General features: G+C 38.6%; 23 protein-coding genes and 1 riboswitch. Of the genes, 1 reads left to right on the plus strand and 22 read right to left on the minus strand.

Features of this window, described 5'->3' with window-relative positions; all coding sequences use genetic code 11:
* Nucleotides 1-54: 54 nt before the first annotated feature.
* The 14 genes from MHB44_RS16035 to MHB44_RS16100 form a co-directional block, all read right to left on the minus strand.
* Nucleotides 55-1023, minus strand: coding sequence for a WYL domain-containing protein (locus MHB44_RS16035; protein WP_341299996.1), 969 nt, complete (start codon nt 1021-1023; stop codon nt 55-57).
* Nucleotides 1024-1474: 451 nt separating this feature from the next.
* Nucleotides 1475-2200, minus strand: a complete 726-nt coding sequence (locus MHB44_RS16040; protein ID WP_341299997.1) for an FxLYD domain-containing protein — start codon at nt 2198-2200, stop codon at nt 1475-1477.
* Nucleotides 2201-2219: 19 nt separating this feature from the next.
* Nucleotides 2220-2552, minus strand: a complete 333-nt coding sequence (locus tag MHB44_RS16045; RefSeq protein WP_341299998.1) for a hypothetical protein — start codon at nt 2550-2552, stop codon at nt 2220-2222.
* A gap of 92 nt (nt 2553-2644) precedes the next feature.
* Nucleotides 2645-3625 carry a WYL domain-containing protein gene (locus MHB44_RS16050; RefSeq protein WP_341299999.1) on the minus strand — a complete coding sequence of 327 codons (981 nt, stop codon included), beginning with the start codon at nt 3623-3625 and terminating at the stop codon, nt 2645-2647.
* A gap of 225 nt (nt 3626-3850) precedes the next feature.
* Nucleotides 3851-4357, minus strand: a complete 507-nt coding sequence (locus MHB44_RS16055; protein WP_341300000.1) for a metallophosphoesterase — start codon at nt 4355-4357, stop codon at nt 3851-3853.
* A 12-nt stretch (nt 4358-4369) separates the two neighbouring features.
* On the minus strand, nt 4370-4963 hold the full coding sequence (locus MHB44_RS16060) for an XTP/dITP diphosphatase (protein WP_341300001.1): 594 nt from the start codon (nt 4961-4963) through the stop codon (nt 4370-4372).
* 4 nt (nt 4964-4967) lie between these two features.
* Complete coding sequence (gene rph / locus MHB44_RS16065; RefSeq protein WP_341300002.1) at nt 4968-5714, minus strand: ribonuclease PH; 747 nt, start codon at nt 5712-5714, stop codon at nt 4968-4970.
* A gap of 122 nt (nt 5715-5836) precedes the next feature.
* Complete coding sequence (gene racE, locus MHB44_RS16070) at nt 5837-6634, minus strand: glutamate racemase (RefSeq protein WP_341300003.1); 798 nt, start codon at nt 6632-6634, stop codon at nt 5837-5839.
* A 10-nt stretch (nt 6635-6644) separates the two neighbouring features.
* On the minus strand, nt 6645-7097 hold the full coding sequence (locus MHB44_RS16075; protein ID WP_053996388.1) for a MarR family transcriptional regulator: 453 nt from the start codon (nt 7095-7097) through the stop codon (nt 6645-6647).
* Nucleotides 7098-7171: 74 nt separating this feature from the next.
* The gene (locus MHB44_RS16080; RefSeq protein WP_004226437.1) at nt 7172-7393 is read right to left on the minus strand and encodes a LuxR C-terminal-related transcriptional regulator; all 222 of its coding nucleotides are present in this window, start codon (nt 7391-7393) and stop codon (nt 7172-7174) included.
* A 332-nt stretch (nt 7394-7725) separates the two neighbouring features.
* Nucleotides 7726-8190 carry a thioesterase family protein gene (locus tag MHB44_RS16085; protein WP_341300004.1) on the minus strand — a complete coding sequence of 155 codons (465 nt, stop codon included), beginning with the start codon at nt 8188-8190 and terminating at the stop codon, nt 7726-7728.
* Nucleotides 8191-8386: 196 nt separating this feature from the next.
* On the minus strand, nt 8387-9163 hold the full coding sequence (gene sdhB / locus MHB44_RS16090; protein WP_053996390.1) for a succinate dehydrogenase iron-sulfur subunit: 777 nt from the start codon (nt 9161-9163) through the stop codon (nt 8387-8389).
* Between the two features lie 5 nt (nt 9164-9168).
* On the minus strand, nt 9169-10923 hold the full coding sequence (sdhA, locus tag MHB44_RS16095; RefSeq protein WP_341300005.1) for a succinate dehydrogenase flavoprotein subunit: 1755 nt from the start codon (nt 10921-10923) through the stop codon (nt 9169-9171).
* A 68-nt stretch (nt 10924-10991) separates the two neighbouring features.
* Complete coding sequence (locus MHB44_RS16100; RefSeq protein WP_341300006.1) at nt 10992-11606, minus strand: succinate dehydrogenase cytochrome b558 subunit; 615 nt, start codon at nt 11604-11606, stop codon at nt 10992-10994.
* 272 nt (nt 11607-11878) lie between these two features.
* Between MHB44_RS16100 and MHB44_RS16105 the strand changes: the two genes are divergently transcribed.
* The gene (locus MHB44_RS16105) at nt 11879-12313 is read left to right on the plus strand and encodes a YslB family protein (RefSeq protein WP_341300007.1); all 435 of its coding nucleotides are present in this window, start codon (nt 11879-11881) and stop codon (nt 12311-12313) included.
* Between the two features lie 100 nt (nt 12314-12413).
* Here the strand turns inward: MHB44_RS16105 and MHB44_RS16110 are convergent, their stop codons facing one another.
* The 8 genes from MHB44_RS16110 to MHB44_RS16145 form a co-directional block, all read right to left on the minus strand.
* Complete coding sequence (locus tag MHB44_RS16110; RefSeq protein WP_341300008.1) at nt 12414-13640, minus strand: aspartate kinase; 1227 nt, start codon at nt 13638-13640, stop codon at nt 12414-12416.
* Between the two features lie 94 nt (nt 13641-13734).
* Nucleotides 13735-13913, minus strand: a riboswitch (Lysine riboswitch).
* Nucleotides 13914-13969: 56 nt separating this feature from the next.
* Nucleotides 13970-15760 (minus strand): excinuclease ABC subunit UvrC, encoded by a 1791-nt coding sequence (uvrC, locus tag MHB44_RS16115; RefSeq protein ID WP_341300009.1) that lies wholly within the window; start codon nt 15758-15760, stop codon nt 13970-13972.
* 186 nt (nt 15761-15946) lie between these two features.
* Nucleotides 15947-16258 (minus strand): thioredoxin, encoded by a 312-nt coding sequence (gene trxA / locus MHB44_RS16120; RefSeq protein ID WP_341300010.1) that lies wholly within the window; start codon nt 16256-16258, stop codon nt 15947-15949.
* 171 nt (nt 16259-16429) lie between these two features.
* Nucleotides 16430-17407, minus strand: coding sequence for an electron transfer flavoprotein subunit alpha/FixB family protein (locus MHB44_RS16125; protein ID WP_341300011.1), 978 nt, complete (start codon nt 17405-17407; stop codon nt 16430-16432).
* Between the two features lie 50 nt (nt 17408-17457).
* On the minus strand, nt 17458-18231 hold the full coding sequence (locus MHB44_RS16130; protein ID WP_341300012.1) for an electron transfer flavoprotein subunit beta/FixA family protein: 774 nt from the start codon (nt 18229-18231) through the stop codon (nt 17458-17460).
* A gap of 108 nt (nt 18232-18339) precedes the next feature.
* Complete coding sequence (locus MHB44_RS16135) at nt 18340-19113, minus strand: enoyl-CoA hydratase (RefSeq protein ID WP_341300013.1); 774 nt, start codon at nt 19111-19113, stop codon at nt 18340-18342.
* A gap of 14 nt (nt 19114-19127) precedes the next feature.
* Nucleotides 19128-19709: a TetR/AcrR family transcriptional regulator gene (locus tag MHB44_RS16140; RefSeq protein ID WP_341300014.1), complete on the minus strand. Its 582-nt coding sequence runs from the start codon at nt 19707-19709 to the stop codon at nt 19128-19130.
* Between the two features lie 179 nt (nt 19710-19888).
* Nucleotides 19889-21583 carry an AMP-binding protein gene (locus MHB44_RS16145; protein ID WP_341300015.1) on the minus strand — a complete coding sequence of 565 codons (1695 nt, stop codon included), beginning with the start codon at nt 21581-21583 and terminating at the stop codon, nt 19889-19891.
* Nucleotides 21584-22063: the final 480 nt, after the last annotated feature.

A 22063-nucleotide genomic window follows, 5' to 3' on the forward strand; every position in this document is an offset into this window, starting at 1 on the left:
CACAGATTTTAGCGGTTGCTGTAATTGTGCGTACTGCCATATGTATCATCCTCCTTACTCCTCTTGATACAAGCCTGCCATTGCATCAATCGTATCTTTCATTTGTGTGCGTAAGTCTTGTGGTTTCACGACCTCCACCTTTTTACCTTGACTAAGCAGCCACATCATACAGCCTGTTGTGCCGTATATTTCCGCTTCAATGAGCCAACCGTCCTCTAATGTTTTGACAATGCGCCCATTTGGAAAGCGATCCAGCACAGGGTCAATCGTTACGCCTCGGAAAATAAATTGTAGACGATCAAGCTGTCCCGCATACATAAACTGAATACGCTGGCGTAGCATGCCTTCTTCAAAGCGGTCTTTTTCTGCAAAGGAAAACTTCCTGTTTAATAATTTGAATTGACAGATGCGATCCATGCGAAAAATAATGGGCGATTGGTACTCACTCTCATGGATAAAGGCGATTAAATAAAAATAATATTCTGAAAATAAAATAGCAACTGGCTTTACAATATGATGTTTTTTTTGATAATCCATTCGCTGATATTCAATCTCTATTACGGTCTTACTGCGAATGCTTGCCGCAATAGCCCAGAGCATATCGAGTAGCGGCTGATTGTGTTGCAATGGTCGATAATGGAGCAGCTCATTCCCTACAATAGCTTGGATAAATTTTTTATCATCCTTTGTGCCTTGTGCTAGCAGTGATGCAATCAAATTTTTCATTTCCTCTGCATTCAGTGCACGACTTTCCAGTAATATCTTTGTTACGGTTAGCAACTCTTTTGGTGAGAGCCCCTCTCTATCACCGACCAAGCGATAGCCATTCTCCGCCCGACTATAATGAATCGATTGGGCTACAGTTGACTTTTCTAAATGCATTCGTATACTTTGAATATCCCGCTGCACGGTACGTTCATTGACATCTAAACTTTTAGCTGTTTCTAGCTTATTAATCGTTTCACCTTTACGAAAGCGATCATACAATTGTAAGATGCGATAGACTTGCTCCTCCTTTTCCATAAAAACATCCCCTTCACATTTATAAGTGGATTTGTTATGTATTGTAACAAAGTACCTAGACATAATATGTCATCCTACTTATTTAATTTACTAATAATGAAAATATATCACATCATTTCTAATAGTAGTAGATTTTATGTGGAAATAATAGCAAGAGAGGACAAATTGAATTAGTTCTTTCATCCATTCAGCCTTGGCTCCTTTTTTCGGGCTCATTCGTGATAACTACAAAGCTTTTTTTGTTCCACAAATATTTACCTTATCCTGCAGTTCTTGTTGCAGACGCAAGAACAATAAAAAAACCGAACGATTCCAAAGCGCTTCATGTGAAAGCTTCAATAGAATAGTTCGGTGTTTTTGTTCCAGTTCTCGTTTATGTTTAGCCAAATTTTTTAGATTTTATTTGGTCATATAGCTATTGTGGAATCATGGTAAAATAGCTAATCTGAAATCACCAATTCCATCCATATGATTTTACATCAATTGTAGCAATTTTATCCTGTATATTCGGTGGTAAATCGGGGTAGCTTAATTCAAAGCCTGTTTCTCCATTAGATGCCAGTCCTATATCGACAGAGCCCTTTAAAGCTCCTAATAGATTTCCTTCAGCATCCAATAAAGCTGCTGCAATGCGAATATCATCTTGCTGATCCTCTGTTATATTTTTAAGAACCCCTGTTACTTTATAGCCGTATTCTCCAGCAATCCCCTTTACACCACTTATCTCCATTAGTGTTGGATCTTCTTTTGTTTCCTTAAAGCTAAAATTATAAGTCGTTTCAGCAAATGCCTCTGGATTCACGCCATCTAGGTAACCTGTTTCTACAATAATCGCGGTTTCGCCAGGCAAAATAACGGCTGGCACAGAGTAAATCATCGTTTCTGTTCCTAGGATCGAGCCATCTGTCCCTTTATAATTCATTTGTGTTTCCTTCATTTCAACAGGAACATTTCCTTTGTTTTCATAAATTGCTGCTGAATGAACATAAGTTGTATCATATGGTTTCCATGCTGTGCTTATATGTTTTTGGATTTCAGCTAAAGCCGTTGTTTGCGCCTTTTCTGCTTGATCGCCTGTTTCTTTATCGGATTGTGAACTAGCAATCTTCTCTTCTCCACAACCGCTTAACATTAACCCCAGTGATAGAATCGTGCTAGCAAATACTACTCTTTTCATTCGTCATCCCCCGTTTCATTCATACGCTTGTCATATCTGTTTTAGGTGTTTGTTTAATTCGAAATGCCAATATACCTGCTAATAATAAAAAGATAAAAGCTACTATGAAAAATAAGCCATTTGCAAAAAAACCATAGATAGCAATTAACATTAAAGCTATTCCGCCAATTTTATGAAACTTCCAAGAAAGAAAGCCCATAAAAATCGCAAGAGCAGATAGCCAAAATACTGTTGCCCCGTCATTTGCCATATCATTTTCACCAAAGCCTGTCCCAAAAGCCGTTACAACAAAGCCACTTGCTAATCCTGCTATACCACCGATAATTGCTAATACAGCCACCCAAATTTTCATTATTTAACCTCCTACTTAGAGCTAAATTTTTATCCATAATTATTTTAAAAATACTATTTTTTACATCCTATCCCTAGCTCAATTATGTATTCTTAAGCTTCTTTATAACGGTATAGCATGTTTTCAATCAGCTGTTTCATATGCTCTCGTAAATCCACTGGATAAATCACCTCCACTTTATCGCCCTGACTTAGCAACCACATCATACAGCCTGCTGTACCATATACTTCTACTTCTACTTCTACAAGCCAGCCGTCATCTATTGTCTTAATGATTTTTCCATTTGGGAAGCGATCAAGAACAGGTGTAATGGTAACACCCCGAAACTTAAATTGCAGCCGTACTAAAGTGCCCGTATACATAAACTGAATACGCTGACGCAGGATACCTTCTTCAAGACGATCCTTTTCAGCAAATGAAAATTTCTCATCCAATTGCTTAAATGACCGTATACGATCTAATCGAAAAATAATTGGTGAAGGATGCTCGCTATCTTTTATAAATGCAATAAGGTAGAAATAGTATTCTGAAAACAAAATAGCAACTGGCTTCGCAATATGTTGTTTCTGCTGATGATCCATTCGCTCATAAATAATGTCAATGAATCTCTTTTTCTGAATACTTTCAGCAATATTCCACACAAGCTCTATTAAGGGCTGGTTATGCTGTAAAGGGCGATAATGCAGCAATTCATTTCCAACAATGGCTGTATAAATAGATTTTTCATCACCCCTCTTGCTATATGTCAGTAGTGAATCAATCACCCATTTCATCTCTTTTGCATTTAAAGCACGGCTCTCTAAGAGAATTTTGGCAATAATCAATACTACCTTAGCAGGTATTCCTTTCATGGTATTTTCTGTTAGTACATAGCCCTTTTTAATTGCATCATATTCTACGGTTTGCCCAGAAAATGAGTTAGCTAAATGCTCTTGAATATTACTAATATCCCGTTGTATTGTACGCATACTAACTGCAAGTCTCGTAGCTGCCTCTGATTTATTGATCGTTTCTCCATTACGCAGCTGGTCATATAACTGTAGAACACGGTGTATCTGCTCCCATTTCTCCAAAATGACACCCCCTTCCTAGCACAACTAACTCACTCATTACATTAACAAATCACCTAGACGTACGATGTCATTTGGTATATATTTTTTACTATTTATCCAAATTAATAGCTACCTTCTAATAAGAAGTATATTTTTCTTATCTGCTCGACGCTTATATTTAATAGCATAAAAAATACACCTGAATGGAAAGAATTATCCTTTAACCATTCAGGTGTATTTTTTATGCTATTGATGTCGTGGAAATATTTGGGTTTTTATACACTCATGATGATCTGTCCAAAAATCTATTTTAAAAGAGGTGTCATCAATTTCTACAACCGCAAAGCTTTTTTCCTTGCGACCACGTGGCTTTAATAGGCTACCAGGATTTAAAAATAAAATATTATCAATTACTTCTGCATCCAGAATATGAGAGTGGCCGTAGCATACGAGCTGTGCGCCTACTTCTTTTGCGCGATAAGATAATGACAACATTGAGCTTTTGACATTTAATAAATGACCATGTGCAGCAAAAATAGTTACGTTGTCAACCGTGAAAATTTCTTCTTCTGGAAAGGCTTGGTCATGGTCACAGTTTCCTCGCACTTTTTTCATACCTGCTAATGCTGGATGTGAGAAAGGGAGTTCACTATCTCCACAGTGTATTAGCACATCGATCTCCGGATAAAAACCTCTCACTTTATCAATCACATGGCTATCACCATGTGTATCACTCATAACCAGTATTTTCATACATATCACCTCTTACTTTATAAGATTCGGCAATTGCTCCTTGAGTTTGCGAATGGCATTGCCACGATGCGAAATAGCTCCTTTTTCTGCTGGTGTTAGCTCAGCCATCATACGGTTTAAGCTTGGTACAAAAAAGATAGGGTCATAGCCAAAGCCATTTGTCCCACGCTTTTCATGCGCAATTACGCCTTCACATGTGCCAAAAACTGTTGTTGTGTTCAAGTTTGGGCCTGCCATCGCAATACAGCAGCAAAAACGTGCTGTCCGTTTAGCCTCTTCAATGCCCTGTAAGTTCTCTAACAACTTTTTCATATTTGCTTCATCGTCATGGTCACTAGCATAGCGTGCAGAGTACACGCCTGGCTCGCCATTTAAGGCATCCACTGCTAAGCCGCTATCATCAGCAATGACAATTGTGCCAAGCTCTTTTGCTAATGCTTCTGCCTTTAAAATAGCATTTTCTTCAAAGGTTGTACCTGTTTCTTCTATTTCCATATTTGGTGCGGCTTCAAACATTGTAACTACTTTATAACCAAGTGGACCAAATAATGCTTCGAAATCTTGTGCTTTTCCTTTATTTTTTGTTGCGATCACTACTTGCTTCATTTTACTAATTGCCTCCCACCATAGTTGCTAGCTCACCAAGTGCTGCTTTTTGATATTCAATTAATTGCTGGATACCTGTTTCACCTAATGCCAGCAATTCATTTAATTCTTCACGAGAGAATGTCGCTTCTTCGCCTGTGCCTTGTAATTCTACAAATTGTCCCTTACCTGTCATAACAATATTCATATCCACAGCAGCGTCAACATCTTCTACATAGTTCAGATCTAAAATAGCTCCCTGTTGTTCCACAATACCAACACTTGTCGCTGCTAAAAAGTCTGTGACTGGGAATTTTTCGAATGGCTTTTCTTCTGCCACTTTCGCAATCGCCTGTGTCATGGCTACAAATGCTCCTGTAATAGAGGCTGTACGAGTACCACCATCTGCTTGGATCACATCACAGTCAATCCATACTGTACGCTCACCAAGAGCTTCTAAATCGACGACAGCACGTAATGCACGACCAATTAAACGTTGAATTTCCATCGTACGCCCATTAACTTTCCCACGAGAAGATTCACGCGCTGTACGCTGTGCGGTTGCCCGCGGTAGCATTGAATATTCGGCCGTGATCCATCCTTTACCTTGCCCACGTAAAAAGCCAGGAACCTTCTCCTCTAGTGTTGCTGTACAAATTACCTTAGTATTTCCTACTTGAATTAATACGGAGCCTTCTGGGTGTAATAGGTATTCACTAGCTATTGTTACAGGTCGCAGTACATCTGCATTTCTTCCATCAAATCTCGTCATCTCATCGTTCCTCCTAAAAACTTTTGCGCACTCATCTTATCATAATTTGTTCGACTTAGAAAAGGTAGTGGAGCATGCTGAAAACGGCAAAAATCAGCCTAGCCTGTTGCTAAGCTGATTTTTTATTTTAATGTAATACGTTTTATATCAAGAGTACCTTGCTCTAACCAATTTTCAGCGATTGAACGGAAAATTGGTACAGAACCCGTTGCAAAAAATTTATGAGCAGGCACTGCATCAGCATGTGCTAAAGTGCCATTATACGCTAGCATTTCTTGAACATCCTTTGCTGTTTCCTCTGCAGAAGATAAAACATGGACATCTTCTCCAACGACAGCTTCAATTTGTTTTTGTAAGATGGGGTAATGTGTACACCCTAAAATAACTGTATCAAAATGTTGCTTTTTCAGCGGCTTTAAGCCTTCTGCAATTAATTTATTAGCAAAGTCACCTTTATATTCACCACTTTCTACAAGTGGTACAAATGTTGGACAAGCTAGTGGAATAATATGTGTAGACGTATTTAATGATAATAAGGCTTCTTCATACGCCCCACTTTTAATGGTTCCTTCTGTTGCAAGCACAACGACTTCATGTCGCTTCGTTTTCTTTACAGCTGCACGTGCGCCAGCATTAATAACACCTAGTACTGGAAAAGGCATATTTCTTTGTAAACTTTCGAGTGCTACTGCAGTCGCTGTATTACAAGCAATAACAAGCATCTTAATATTCTTTTTTTCAAGTGCTTTCGCCATTTGCCACGTGAAGTTTCGTACTTCCTGACGACTTCTAGGACCATATGGACATCTTGCTGTATCGCCAATATAATAGATTGTTTCGTTTGGCAATCGTTTCATAATTTCCTTTGCTACGGTTAAACCGCCTACTCCTGAGTCAATAACGCCTATCGGGGCTTTCATACTTTCCGCCTCAATCCTGTTTCATGTGTACATGTAGTTTTTCTAAATAGCTTGATAATTGTGCAACTTCTTGTTCTGTAAAGCCGACCAGCTTCTCCTGTAAATAGTGCTGTCTTTTCTCAATAACCTCTTGGATAATGCGTTCGCCTTTTGCAAGAAGATGAACAACAACAACACGGCGATCATTTTCATCACGCACACGCTTTACTAATTCATTTTTCTCCATTCGGTCCACTAAGTCTGTTGTTGTGCTAAAAGCTAAATATAGGCGATTCGATAATTCGCCAATTGTCATGTCACCAAGCTCTTCTAACCACTGCAATGCAACAAATTGTGGCGGTGTAATTGCATAATCAGAAACGATTTCTCGTCCTTTTTGCTTCACGATGGCCGCTATATAGCGTAATTCCTTCTCAACCGTTGCAACGGTTTCAGGTGAGTGCTTTGTTACTTCATCCGACATATAACTATTTCACTCCTAAAAATACGTTGAATAGTTCTATTTTGTCGTTTTTTTCACGAAATAGCAAGTGTCCATTAGTCTAATTTAAATTCTTCTAAGCGTAACAGCTCAATCAACGCCTGAGATCGATTCGTTACACCTAGCTTTTGAATTGTATTGGAAATGTGATTACGCACTGTTTTTTCACTAATACCAAGCTGCTCTGCAATATCTCTCGTTGTTTTTTCAGCTAATAAAAGCGCAAATATTTCACGTTCTCGGTTTGTTAAAAGAGAACGATGATGAGAGCCATTCATTCAGTTACACCCTCCTCCCCCGCACGTATTGTAACTTATGTTAAGGGGTGAAGAGCGGTGACGGCTATTTGCATGAATATTACATGTTTCCTTAAAAATTTCAAAAATTGTATCTTTCTTTTCAAAATTTGAAGATAAATTTCACCATGACTAGCCATCAAAATAATTTCTACTATTTTAATAAGGAGAACCGTTGTTTTTACAGGCTGGTTGTTCCCCACTTAAACAGTATGGTTTACCTTATGTTTTGCAGTGGAATTCATACAGCCCTTAGCTGTCGCTTCACTCATCTGTTAATACAGGATAGATTTTTAAGCTAAAATAGCTACTCTTTAGTGAGAAATCGTGGACAGACTCACTAATTGAGCTTTTTCCTCTTCAGAAAGAGGCACACTTTTTCCTGTTCTTGTGTCCATTTGTACAAGTGTGCCACGACCTGTGAAGCAAAGCTCATCTTTTTGATTTTTTGCTAAATAATGAATATCTAATGATGAATTGCCGACTTTTGCGATTTTTGTGTAGATGCGGAGTATATCATTAAAAAAGACCTGATTTATATAGTCACATTGTAAATCAGCGACTATTGGAATACTTTTCGCCTCATGCTCTGCTGCTAACGGCATTAAAACACCTAAATGGCGAAGATATTCAATTCTTGCTTGCTCAAAATAAATAAAGCTCACTGTGTTATTCATATGCCCAAACATATCTGTCTCTGAAAAGCGTACACGTACTTCAGTATAAAAAGAAAAATCCTTTACCCATTCTTGAAAGTTTTTAATATAATTTGCTTTCATGTGAACACCATCCCTCTTATTTATTTGCCAGATAAGCCACTATGTTTGATGGATATATCATAGCAAATATTAAATGAATATAGATTCATTATAAAAGAAAATACTATGTTATCCTAGACAAAAACATTCGGTAAAGTCTATCAATATAAAAAACTCCCTTACACACAAAGTATAAGGGAGTTTAGGTTGTCCATTATTAGTCAACGAAGTGATCTGAACCGAAGAAGTTACGGAACATTTGCACTGTTGTTGCACGATTTAATGAAGCGATTGATGTTGTTAAAGGGATACCTTTTGGACATGCAGCTACACAGTTTTGAGAGTTACCACAGTTCGCAAGGCCACCATCACCCATAATCGCATTTAAGCGTTCATCTTTAATCATCGCACCAGTGGGATGAGTGTTGAAAAGACGTACTTGTGATAATGGAGCTGGTCCGATGAATGAAGCTTTTTCAGACACATTTGGACATGCTTCCATACAAACGCCACAAGTCATACATTTTGATAATTCATAAGCCCATTGACGTTTACCTTCTGGCATACGAGGACCTTCACCTAAATCATACGTACCATCGATTGGTACCCATGCTTTAACTTTTTTCAGTGCGTTGAACATACGTTCACGGTCAACTTGTAAGTCACGAATAACAGGGAATGTTTTCATTGGCTCAAGTTTAATCGGTTCAGTCAATTGGTCAACAAGTGTTGAACATGATTGACGTGGACGGCCATTGATGACCATTGAACATGCACCACAAACTTCTTCTAAACAGTTCATATCCCATGCTACTGGTGTTGTTTTTTCACCATTTTCAGTAACAGGATTTTTTTGAATTTCCATTAAAATCGAAATTACGTTCATACCATGACGGTAAGGTACTTCGAATTTTTGCCAGTATCCATTGCCGCTTGTAGTATCTTGACGTAAGATTTCCACTTTAACCATTCTTCCAGTATTAGCTGCGATCATAACTTTTAGTCTCCTTTCGCAGAGTAGTCACGTTTACGTGGTGGGATTAAAGAAACGTCGACTTCTTGGTATGTGATGATTGGATCACCTGTAGCAGGATCAAACTTCGCCATTGTTGTTTTTAAGAATTTCTCATCATCACGGTTAGGGAAATCAGGTTTGTAGTGTGCACCGCGAGATTCATCACGTAGTAATGCACCTTTTGTCATTACTTTCGCAAGGTATAACATATTTTTTAGCTGGCGTGTAAAGTGTGCGCCTTGGTTACTCCATTTTTGCGTATCATTGATGTTGATGTTTTCCCAACGTTGCAACATCTCATCAAGTTTTTGCAATGTTTCTTCAAGCTGATCATTGTAGCGTACTACTGTCATTGTAGCAGTCATCATTTCACCAAGCTCTTTATGCAGTAAGTAAGCGTTTTCTGTGCCATCCATTTTCATGATAGCATCCCATTTGCCTTGTTCTTCTTTGACACGAGCATCATAAAGCTCCTGTGGAAGATCTTCCGCATGCTTTTTAAGACCTTTTACATACTCAACAGCGTTTGGTCCTGCAACCATACCACCATAGATAGCTGATAATAATGAGTTTGCACCAAGACGGTTCGCACCGTGTTGAGAGTAATCACATTCACCAGCTGCAAATAGACCAGGAATTTCAGTCATTTGATTGTAGTCAACCCATAAGCCACCCATTGAATAGTGAACAGCTGGGAAAATTTTCATTGGTAATTTACGTGGGTCATCCCCAACAAATTTTTCGTAGATCTCGATAATACCACCAAGCTTAACATCCAACTCATGTGGGTCTTTATGAGAAAGATCTAGGTATACCATGTTTTCGCCATTGATACCAAGTTTTTGGTTAACACAAACGTCGAAAATTTCACGTGTTGCAATATCACGTGGCACTAGGTTACCATAAGCTGGATATTTCTCCTCTAAGAAATACCAAGGTTTACCATCTTTATATGTCCAAACTCGTCCACCCTCACCACGAGCAGATTCCGACATTAAACGGTTTTTATCGTCACCAGGAATCGCTGTAGGGTGAATCTGGATAAACTCACCATTTGAATAAGACGCTCCTTGTTGATAAACAATAGAAGCAGCCGAACCTGTATTAATAACAGAGTTTGTTGTTTTACCAAAAATAATACCAGGGCCACCAGTCGCCATAATAACAGCGTCTGCACGGAATGATTTAATTTCTTCTGTACGCATATCTTGCGCTACGATACCACGACAAACGCCGTCCTCGTCAATAATAACACCAAGGAATTCCCAGTGTTCATATTTATTCACTAAACCAGCTACTTCGTGTGAACGAACTTGCTCATCTAATGCATATAACAATTGTTGACCAGTCGTTGCACCTGAAAAGGCTGTACGGTGCATTAATGTACCACCGAAACGACGGAAGTCAAGAAGACCCTCTGGTGTACGGTTAAACATAACCCCCATACGGTCCATTAAGTGAATAATGCCAGGAGCTGCATCACACATCCCCTTAACTGGTGGTTGGTTTGCTAAGAAGTCCCCACCATAAATTGTATCATCAAAGTGAATCCACGGAGAATCCCCTTCACCTTTTGTATTTACCGCACCATTAATTCCACCTTGCGCACAAACAGAGTGTGAGCGTTTTACAGGAACTAATGAGAATAAATCAACTTCAGTACCAACTTCAGCTGCTTTAATCGTTGCCATCAGACCGGCAAGACCACCGCCGACAACAATTATTTTGCTTTTCGCCATGATTATTTCTCACTCCTCTTAAAAAATTGCAATGATTGTGTGCTCTTCTACTATAAGCTTCTATTCAATTATACGAATGCTAGAATAGCAGCCACACCAACTACACTTAGAATTACGAAAAGAATGTTTGTTACGTAAGTAGCAATCTTTTGAGACTGCGGAGATTGTGTAATACCCCAGCTTACTAGGAATGCCCATAAACCGTTTGTTAGGTGGAACGTTGCTGATAAAATACCAACAATGTAGAAGCCAAGCATAAATGGATTAGCAACAATTTCTTCCATCATGTTAAAGTTAACATCAGTACCAAGCGCCTTTTGAATACGCGTTTGGAAGATATGCCATGCAATGAAAATCACTAGGAATACACCAGTGAAACGTTGTAAAGAGAACATCCAGTTACGGTATGTACTAAAACGCCCTGTGTTTGGTGTAGCCGTGAATGCAATATACACACCATAGAATGCATGGAATAACAATGGGATATAAATTACAACCCATTCAATTAGCAACAGTAGTGAATGAGGAACTAAATCCATAACTCCCGTTGCATCATTGTAAGACTGTTCACCGCCAACAGCAGTGAAGTTCAATGACAAGTGGAACACCAAGAACAAACCTACTGGAATGACCCCAAGTAGAGAATGTAAGCGGCGCCATAAAAACTCTCGATCTTTCGACAAGACTATTACCCCCCTTAGTACTTAAAATAGCACAACAAAAGAAGTCATCATTTTGTAAATGATACTTCATTGACTGTGTATTTCATCATGGTACAATATTATGACATGTTTATTGTACTCTCAAGAGCTACAAGCGTCAAGGTTGCTCGGCGTTTTTCATAGCGCTTATTAAGGAATTAATCTAGTACATAATGCGTTGTTTTTTCTCGAAAAATCTATTTTTACTTTATTCACATTAAGTTTTAAGAAAATTCTAAGAAAGAAGGATATTCATGTTAAATACTCCATCTCCTACAATCTCATCATTTGGCTATGAAATTATTCGCGATCACATTTTATCTTCTGTACTTGGTAAACATGAAGATGATGTCCTTTATTGGGCTGGTAAGGATCTTGCACGTAAGTTTCCCTGTAAGACGCAAGGCGAGCTAATCGCATTTTTCGCAGATGCCTGTTGGGGTACATTAGAGCTAATCAAGGAATCAAAGGACGGGCGCATTTTCCACTTGACAAATGATCCTGAATTATTGCAAATTAAGCAGCGTAGCTTTAGACTAGAGGCAGGATTTATAGCTGAGCAAATCCAATTGGCAAATGGCTATCTAACAGAATGCTATGATGAAAAGCGTGAAAAGCAGCAGTATATTATGTTTACGGTAAAATGGGATGTGAAGGAACGTATCATCCAGACAATTCCGACAGAGTAACGAAAAGAGGGTCTCTCAAATGATTTTGAGAACACCCTCTTTTTTCTTGCAAATTATTTTGGATCATACCTAGTACATAAAAATACGGTTTCTACTATTATTATATGTGAATCGCTTGTTCTAAATTAAATTCATTATGCAATGCATTTGCTGCCTGAATCATATCATCCTGTGGTACAACAACCGATACTTTGATTTCAGATGTGCTAACCATTTTGACAGGGATATTTTCACGGCGTAAGCGATCAAACATCCGAGCAGCCACGCCAGGATTAGATGCCATACCTGAACCAATAATGGACACTTTTGCTAGTCCAATTTCAAAATCTGCAAAACTAAAGCCTAGTGATAATTTACTATCCTCTAAAACACGTAATGCTTCCGCAAACTCCTCTTTTAAAATGGAAAAGGACACAGTCGGTTTTAACCCATCAATAATGGCTTGTACAATAATATCTACATTGATGCGATTTTCTGCAAGCACTGTAAATATATCCGCCAATGAAGCATCGGAATAGGCATCATACCCAACTGTTAAACGAATAATATCGGATTCAAAGGCTACACCTCGTACAACTAAATTTTTCTCCATCTCCACTTCCTCCTTCAATAAAGTACCAACTGATTCTCCTCTGCTAGCGCGTATAATCACCGGCATTTGAAATTTCTTGGCTAACTCCACAGCGCGTGGATGAATAATATGTGATCCTAAATTGGCTAACTCCAGCATTTCATCATAGGAAATTTCTTGAAGCTGTTGAGCCTTTGGGACATAACGAGGGTCTGCTGTATAAACACCATCAACATTTGTATAAATATCAACACGTTCTGCATCCAATGCTACAGCCAGCGCAACAGCGGCTGTTTCAGCGCCTCCCTTGCCAAGCGTTGTTACATTATCCATATCGTCAATGCCCTGTTCTCCAGCAACAACTACAATATCGCCTTGTGTAAAATGTTCTTCAATGCGGCTAGCATCTAAATAGTCAATACGTGCATGACTATACATACTATCTGTATGAATACCTGCTTGCCATCCTGTTAATGCCACTGCACCATATCCAGCTTCTTGTAGGGCAATAGCTAATAAAGCACTTGATTGCTGCGAGCAAGTTGACATAAGTACAGCTAGCTCTCGCTTCGATACTTCATCTGTTAAATGCTGAACCATTCTTTTCATCTCATTTGCAGCTTGCCCCATGCCTGCAACTACTACCACCACATCCAGCCCTCTATCCTTTTCGACAATAGCCTTTTGAGCCATTTCTTGAATTTGTTCAGTGGAGGCTAAAACAGCCCCTCCGAATTTCATAACAATTCTAGCCATTTTTTATTCCCCTCTCTGTTTTTTGGAAAACTAAAAGCAGCCTCCACATAACGTGAAAGCTGCTAGTAACATGTACAATCAAGGTAATTTGCCCATGTGTGATAGCTCTCCGAAACGTTTAGAATCGACAGTCTTACATCTCTTAAATGCAAAACCAGTACAACAATGGAAACAACAATGCTGTACTTCGGCAAGCTCCCCTTTCACACAATATCCTAGGATTTGTTCATCCTCAATCGCATTACTTTTGAACCTTGCACCTCTATCATCACTTCAATAGTGAAGTATTTAATTTGTCTAGCCTTTGTATCCATAACCTTAGCATATGTTTATTCCGTTGACAATGATTGTTGCTGAAAATAGGCATAAATATTGCTTGCTAGATTAGCTGGCATCCCAGCCTCCTGTAAAGCAAGCTCACTAGCCTCGCGAATTTTTTTTACTGAACCAAAATGCTTTAACAATTGCTGCTTTCGTTTTGGTCCTACACCCTCAATATGGTCAAGCACCGATTGAATAGCATGTTTCTCATGCTGTTGACGCAAGAAAGTAATGGCAAAGCGGTGCACCTCATCTTGAATACGCTGTAGCAAGTAAAAGCCATCACTTGTTCGCTTTAGGGCAATCACTTCTGGTGGATCGCCAAACAGTAGCTGGGATGTATTATGCTTATCGTCCTTTGCTAAACCTGCAATTGGTATAACAAGCCCAAGCTCATCCTCTAATACTTCCCGAGCCACTTCCATTTGTCCCTTCCCACCATCAATTAACACTAAATCTGGGAACGGCAAGCCTTCCTTTAAAACACGTGTATAGCGACGACGTATTACCTCCTGCATCGCTCCATAATCATCATGCTTGGCAGCTGTACGTGTTTTGTATTTACGATATTCCTTTTTAGCAGGTTTACCATCGACAAACACCACCATGGCAGAAACGGCATCGGTTCCATGCATATGGCTATTATCAAAGGCTTCAATCCGCAGTGGCGCAGAGATGCCCATTGCTTCCCCAAGTGCCTCACATGCACCGATTGTTCGTTCCTCCTGACGTTCAATCAGCTGGAATTTTGCTGCTACTGCAATTTCAGCATTTTTGGTTGCAAGCTCAACAAGCTCCTTTTTTTGCCCTCGCTTTGGCGTTAATACTTTAATCGCTAATAATTCTGTTAAAATAGCTGCATCAATCGCCTGTGGAATAAAAATTTCCTTTGGCTTAATATGCTCTGGCTTTTCATAAAAGCGTCCAACAAATGTTAAAAATTCTTCCTCTGCCTCTCGATAAATTGGAAAAATCGAGACATCACGTTCAATAAGTTTTCCTTGTCGCACAAAGAACACCTGAACACACATCCAACCTTTCTCAACCGCATAGCCAAAGATATCACGATTTGTTGTATCATTTGACACAATTTTTTGCTTTTGCATCACTGTTTCAATATGTGCTATTTGATCTCTGAACTCCTTTGCCCGCTCAAACTCTAAATTTTCAGCAGCTGCAAGCATTTTCGTTTCAAGCTCCTTTTTAACAGCCTCAACACCGCCATTTAAAAATTTCGTTATATCCTCAATCATCTCTTGGTAAACTTGCTGCTCAATGTCTTTGACACACGGTGCTAAACATTGGTTCATATGATAATATAAGCAAACTTTAGAGGGTAATTGCACACATTTTCGTAATGGATACAAGCGATCTAGTAGCTTTTTCGTTTCATTGGCTGCATAGGCATTTGGATAGGGACCAAAATATTTCGCCTTATCTTTTTTTACCTTACGCGTCGTCAGTAGACGAGGATATTTTTCATTGGTAATTTTTAAATAGGGATAGGTTTTATCATCCGTTAGCATCACATTGTACTTAGGGTCATGTAATTTAATAAGATTCAGCTCTAAAATAAGTGCTTCAATATTTGAAGATGTCACAATATAGTCAAAGTCCTCAATTTCACCAACAAGCCTTTGCGTCTTCCCCTCATGTGTACCTGTAAAATAGGAGCGCACACGGTTTTTCAGTATTTTTGCTTTCCCAACATAAATAATCATTCCCTGCCGATCCTTCATCAAATAGCAGCCAGGCTGATCTGGTAAAATCTCAAGCTTGCGTTTTATTAAATCATTCAATTGCCTGCCTCCCCCTCTATTCATAAAATGTCTTTTCTAAATAGACGTATTTTCACCATAACAAAGCTAATTTCCATTAAGAGTGACTCATTTTTCTCTCATCAATCCGTCTGTTGTTTCTCTTTATTATAACGAAAAAAAGCCGAACACATCTATAGATGGTTCGACTTTTGTAAACTTCATTTATTACGCATGCTTTGTGATAAATGCCTCTAAAGCTTCTTTCGGTTGGAAGCCTACAGTTTTATCAACTAGTTCGCCATCTTTAAATAATAGTAAAGATGGGATCGACATGATTTGATACTGTGCTGCTGTTCCTTGGTTGTTGTCTACATCTACTTTTACAATTTTAGCGGCACTTCCTTCAGCATCCATTTCTTCAAGAACTGGCCCAATCATTTTACATGGTCCACACCAAGCAGCCCAAAAGTCTACTAACACTAAACCTTCTTTAATATCATCTTGGAACGTAGCGTCTGTTGCGTGTACAATTGCCATTTGAAATCCTCCTTAAACTTACTATGTTTGTAGTATAGCATGGATAAATTCACTTGAGCGAACAATCTGCCTAGAATGTATTTTTTCCCCTTTTACAGCCTTTTTGTCGTGATGTGTCAACTTTTAATAGCCATAAAAAAGCTGAGGAATTAACTTCCCCAGCCCCTAACATCATGCATTTACTTTTAATGCTTTAAACTCTTCGATTAACAATGGAACAACTTCAAATAAATCGCCTACAATACCGTAGTCAGCTACTTTGAAAATATTCGCCTCTGGGTCTTTATTGATTGCAACAATCACTTTAGAGTTAGACATACCTGCTAAATGCTGAATTGCTCCAGAAATACCTGCTGCAATATAAAGATCAGGTGTTACAACCTTACCTGTTTGACCGATTTGTAGTGAATAGTCGCAATACTCGGCATCGCATGCACCACGTGAGGCTCCAACTGCACCACCAAGTAAATCTGCTAGCTCTTTTAATGGTTCAAAGCCTTCCTCAGATTTCACGCCACGACCGCCAGCAACCACTACTTTCGCTTCTGACAAATCTACGCCTTCTGAAGATTTACGAACAACCTCTTTAATAATTGTGCGTAAATTTGTAATCTCTACAGTGACAGCAGATACATCACCTGTTTTACCTTCCTCTTTTTCAAGTGCTGTAATGTTGTTTGGACGAATGGATGCTAAAATAACGCCATCTTTTACTTTCACTTTTTCAAAAGCTTTACCAGAGTAAATTGGGCGAATAAAGACAATATCATCGCCAACACCTTCAATAGCCGTCACATCAGATACAAGACCTGCTTGTAATTTACTTGCAATTTTTGGTGATAAATCTTTACCATTTGCTGTATGGCCAAAGACAATTCCCTCTGGCTTTTCTTGCTCAATGACAGCTAACAATGCTTGGCTATAGCCATCAGATGTATATTGTTTTAAATGAGGGTGCTCCACTGTGATAACACGATCTGCACCATATTCAAATAATGGACCTGTTAAGCCTGCTACAGCATCCCCTAGTAGGACCCCAATAACTTCTCCACCATCAGCGATTTGCTTTGCAGCTGCAATGGCTTCAAACGAAACATTACGTAAGCTTCCTTCTCGAACTTCACTTAATACTAATACTTTTTTTGACATAGCATATTCCCTCCGTTACCCTTTAAGATTCGATTGATATTATCAATTCATTACACGACTTTTGCTTCTGTATGAAGTAGATTCACCAGTTCTTTCACTTGTGCAGAAAGATCACCTTCAAGAATGCGGCCTGCTGCCTTTTGTGCTGGCAAGAAGATGTCTACTGTTTCAATCTTCACTTCTACATCATCTTCATCGATATCTAGATCATCTAACTCAAGCTCTGCAAGCGGTTTCTTTTTCGCTTTCATAATGCCTGGTAGAGATGGATAACGCGGCTCATTTAAACCTTGCTGAGCTGTTACTAAAAGTGGTAGAGATGTTTCAATTACCTCTGAATCTCCTTCAATATCACGTACAATTTTCGCAGTTGTACCATCAATTTCAAGGTTTGTGATTGTTGTCACATAGTTAATATCTAATAAGTCTGCAACACGTGGTCCAACTTGGCCAGAACCACCGTCAATCGCAACATTTCCTGTTAAAATTAAATCAGCATCTTTATCTTTTAAGTATTCTGCTAAAAGATAGGCAGCTGCGTTTTGGTCTAATTCATCTAAATCATCTTCTGTATTAATAAGTACAGCTTCATCTGCTCCCATAGCAAGGGCTGTCCGCAGTTGCTTTTCTGCATCCTCACCGCCAATTGTCACAACTGTTACTTTACCGCCAGCAGCGTCACGTACTTGGATTGCTTCTTCAATAGCATATTCATCGTAAGGGTTGATAATAAATTCTGCGCCATCCTCTTGGATTTGACCACCTGACACAATAATTTTCTCTTCTGTATCAAACGTACGTTTAATTAATGCAAAAATATTCATATATCCATACCTCCTGGAACGTTTTATATTTCTAAGTAAATTTATAAATATTATATATTATTAGTGTCCATAACGTCGACTAACTTAAAACTATCGACATGTGGAAAATTATTTACCTGTAAACACAGGCTCACGTTTCTCTATAAAGGCTTGAATACCCTCTTTGGCATCCTCTGTCACAAATACTGTTCCAAACGATTTCGCTTCTGCTTCAATCCCTTCATAGAATGAAGCGTGCTTTGCATATTGCAATGTTTGGATGGCTGCTTTTAGTGCTACTGGACTTTTCTTGGCAATTTTCTTAGCAATCTTCAATGTTTCGTCTAGTAATGTCTCATCAGAAAAAGCACGATTCGCTAAGCCCCACTGTACAGCCTCAGTGCCAGAAATCGGTTCACTTGTAAACATCATTTCAGCTGCCTTCGCTACACCCACATAACGTGGTAAGCGTTGCGTGCCACCAAAACCAGGAATAAGCCCTAATTGTAGCTCAGGTAAACCAAGCTTTGCTGATTCTGTCACAAAGCGCATATGACAGCTCATTGCTAATTCAAGTCCACCGCCTAGTGCTGCACCATGAATAGCGGCAATGACAGGCTTAGAGAATGATTCAACACGTTCAAATACTTGCTGACCATTACTTGCTAGCTTTGTAAATTCTTCTCCAGAATCCACCTCAGTAAATTCTTTAATATCTGCACCAGCAGAGAAGAAACGGCCTTCGCCATGAAGTACAAGAACTCTTACAGCGTCATCATTTTCTACAGCATCTAGTACATCATTTACTTCTGTAATAATTCCGCGAGATAATGCATTTGCTGGTGGACGTGCAATTGTAATAATTGCTACTCCATCTTCCACTTTCCAACTTAGAAATTCCATTTCTCCACATCCTTTTAAGCTTTAATACCGTTCAAAATTAATGTCTGAACCTTTGGAATCAGTTCCATCAAATCATATCGATAGTCATTCATAACCCACGTTGTTATGGCTTCATCAATTGTGCCAAAAACCATTTGACGTGCCAAGCGTACATCCATCGTCTGATTAAGCTCGCCTGAAAGCATACCTTCGATTAAAATTTGATCCAGTAATTGTAAATACTCACGTAATACTGCATTGATTTTTAGTCGTAAGTCTTTATTCGATTGGCGAAGCTCTAACTGCGTGACAGTTGCTAGGTATCGATCTGTCGCTAGAACCTTAAAATGATTTTCAATCATTCGAGAAAGCTTGTCTCTCGACGAACTTCCATTTTCTATTATATCTTGTAATGACTCTACAAAAACAGCCATTTTTTCATTAAAGACAGAAATTAATATATCTTCTTTATTTTTAAAATATAAATAGATTGTTCCATCAGCCACCCCTGCCTGTTTGGCGATTTTCGATACTTGCGCTTGGTGATACCCATTTTCTGCAATAACGATGACAGCTGCATCAATAATTTGCTTATATTTTGGCTTATCTCGTTTCACTTTACTATCACCACCTAAAAAACATGCGCACGTCTACATACAAAGTTGCAATTTATTTTTTTAAAGGACATAATTGAATGTGACGTGTAACTTAAAAAAATACGAAAATATGAATGGTCATTCATTCATATTTTCATATTATAATTTACAGCATTGCTTGTCAATACTTTCTCAAGTATTTATTTAGCTTCTTTATTCGCTAATTTCGTTTTTTCCTCTTCTACTAAAGTGCGACGCAAAATTTTTCCTACGGCCGTTTTTGGTAGCTCATCTCTAAATTCATAATAACGTGGAACTTTAAATGCCGCTAGATGTTGACGGCAATATTTATTTAATTCGTCTTCAGTAATCGAATATCCTTCTTTTAAAACAATATAGGCTTTTACGGTTTCTCCACGATATGGATCAGGTATACCTGCCACCACACACTCTTGAATTTCTTCTCGTTCATATAGCACTTCCTCCACTTCACGTGGATAAATATTAAAGCCGCCAGCGATAATTAGATCTTTCTTACGATCTACGACATAGAAAAAGCCTTGCTCATCCATATAACCGAGATCACCTGTTAAAAACCACTCATCTACAAATGAAGCTGCTGTATCTTCTGGTCGATTCCAATAGCCCTTCATCACCTGTGGTCCCTTAACAGCAATTTCGCCAACTTCTCCAACAGTCAGCTCTTCTGTATCTCCTGTTCGTAAAATAACGGCATCTGTATTTGGCCATGGTAAGCCAATCGAACCAATCACCCGCTTGCCCCAAATTGGCGTAGCATGTGTAACAGGGGAGGTTTCTGTTAAACCATAGCCTTCTACTAACTTTCCACCTGTGATGGCTTCAAATTTCTCCTGTACCTCAATTGGCAATGAAGCTGAACCACTCAAACATGCCTTAATCGATGATAGATCATAATTTGCAATGTCTGGATGATTTAAAAGGCCGATGTATAATGTTGGCGCACCTGGGAACAGTGTAGGCTTTTGTTTATCAATTGTTTTCAATGCTGTTTCAGCATCAAACTTTGGCAAAAGCACCATTTTACTTTGGATAAAAACAGATAATATCATCACTGTTGTCATCCCATAAACATGGAAGAATGGCAGTATGCCCATAATTGTTTCCTCGCCATGCACACACTTATACATCCATGCATCACACATTGTTGTATTGGCAATTAAATTTTTATGGGTCAGCATAACCCCTTTTGGGAAGCCAGTTGTGCCACCAGTATATTGCAGTAATGCTACGTCCTCCTCAAAATTAAATTCTGTATGGTCAATCATTTTTATTGGAGAAGAGCGCATTATTTCTGAAAACAGGTGATTTTGCCCGCTATGCTCCACTTTTACACTGAAGCCATACTGCTTTTTTTGAATAAACGGATACACTAAATTTTTTGGGAATGGTAAATAATCTTTAATGGCTGTCACGATAACATTTTCTAATGCCGTCTCTTTTATAATTTTCATCACTCGTGGATAGAGAATATCCATCACAAGAATAACCTTTGCACCTGAATCAGCCATTTGATATTGTAGTTCACGCTCCGTATACAGCGGATTGGTTTGTACAACGATAGCCCCTGCATACATAGCACCGTAGTAAGCGATTACACCTTGTGGCGAGTTAGGCAACATAATCGCCACACGATCCCCTTTTTCTATCCCTAGTGCTTGTAAATAGTTGGCGAATCTTAAAGCAGATTCATAGAGCTCTGTATACGTCAACTCCCTCCCCATAAAATGAATCGCTACTTTTGATGGATTCGTTTTATAGGCACGTGTCAACAACTCTTGTACTGGAATTTCCTCAAATGTTAAAGACGGTGGTACTTCTTCAGGATAATTTACTAGCCATGGTTTTGCTGTCATATGTCCTCTCCCCTTTGTCCCAAACTTTGTCAATTCTCTTTTTTATTATAATAAAAACGAACTATAGTTTCAAACATAAAATAGAAAATAAATGCATTTTCGATTAATTATTATGCTTTTTACAACATTAATAGAACTACGATTTATCGCTGTTTAACTAGCTATGCCTCATGAATACTGATTCATTATTCATTTTTTCAGATAAATGATTTTGTTCATATTCCTATATTTAAAAAATATTTTTTCTACGGGACTTTTTATTGTATGGAGGGAAATTTAATAGATGATAGTAAGATTTTATGCTAGCTTTAGTGTAAAAAGTCCATTGTGTTTGTTTTGATCTTATTTAAGCAAGCGCATTATTTAGGACGCCATAACAAAAAAAGACTGTCGGAAAACAAAAATCTTTTCCAACAGCCTCTACTTTTATATTAAATATTTATAAAAAACTTGGTATACCTCGGCGCAAAGGAGATGTCT

It is taken from the genome of Lysinibacillus sp. FSL H8-0500 (genome assembly GCF_038051955.1).
Lineage (GTDB): Bacteria > Bacillota > Bacilli > Bacillales_A > Planococcaceae > Lysinibacillus > Lysinibacillus macroides.